This window comes from Streptomyces sp. NPDC023481, assembly GCF_055560195.1.
This window is the reverse complement of record NZ_JBVHJE010000034.1, coordinates 1,375-2,572: the sequence shown is the minus strand read 5'-3', so window position 1 is coordinate 2,572 and position 1,198 is coordinate 1,375. Positions and strand designations below refer to the sequence as shown.

Here is a 1,198-nt window from a genome sequence, read left to right as displayed (position 1 = left end):
AACACAGTGGACGCGAGCAACTGAGGACAAGCCCTCGGCCTATTAGTACCGGTCACCTCCACACGTTACCGTGCTTCCAGATCCGGCCTATCAACCCAGTCGTCTACTGGGAGCCTTACCCCATCAAGTGGGTGGGAGTCCTCATCTCGAAGCAGGCTTCCCGCTTAGATGCTTTCAGCGGTTATCCCTCCCGAACGTAGCCAACCAGCCATGCCCTTGGCAGAACAACTGGCACACCAGAGGTTCGTCCGTCCCGGTCCTCTCGTACTAGGGACAGCCCTTCTCAAGACTCCTACGCGCACAGCGGATAGGGACCGAACTGTCTCACGACGTTCTAAACCCAGCTCGCGTACCGCTTTAATGGGCGAACAGCCCAACCCTTGGGACCGACTCCAGCCCCAGGATGCGACGAGCCGACATCGAGGTGCCAAACCATCCCGTCGATATGGACTCTTGGGGAAGATCAGCCTGTTATCCCCGGGGTACCTTTTATCCGTTGAGCGACGGCGCTTCCACAAGCCACCGCCGGATCACTAGTCCCGACTTTCGTCCCTGCTCGACCCGTCGGTCTCACAGTCAAGCTCCCTTGTGCACTTACACTCAACACCTGATTGCCAACCAGGCTGAGGGAACCTTTGGGCGCCTCCGTTACCCTTTAGGAGGCAACCGCCCCAGTTAAACTACCCATCAGACACTGTCCCTGATCCGGATCACGGACCCAGGTTAGACATCCAGCACGACCAGACTGGTATTTCAACGACGACTCCACAAACACTGGCGTGCCTGCTTCACAGTCTCCCAGCTATCCTACACAAGCCGAACCGAACACCAATATCAAACTGTAGTAAAGGTCCCGGGGTCTTTCCGTCCTGCTGCGCGAAACGAGCATCTTTACTCGTAGTGCAATTTCACCGGGCCTATGGTTGAGACAGTCGAGAAGTCGTTACGCCATTCGTGCAGGTCGGAACTTACCCGACAAGGAATTTCGCTACCTTAGGATGGTTATAGTTACCACCGCCGTTTACTGGCGCTTAAGTTCTCAGCTTCGCCCACCCGAAAGTGAGCTAACCGGTCCCCTTAACGTTCCAGCACCGGGCAGGCGTCAGTCCGTATACATCGCCTTACGGCTTCGCACGGACCTGTGTTTTTAGTAAACAGTCGCTTCTCGCTGGTCTCTGCGGCCACCCCCAGCTCGAAC

1 rRNA gene (cut by a window edge) is annotated in these 1,198 nt (G+C 56.6%); it reads right to left on the bottom strand.

From position 1 onward, the window contains the following. Positions 1 to 22 precede the first annotated feature (22 nt). Positions 23 to 1,198: ribosomal RNA gene (locus ACZ3ZD_RS35885) — 23S ribosomal RNA — on the bottom strand (its annotated part continues 1,374 nt past the right edge of the window); the annotation flags it as partial.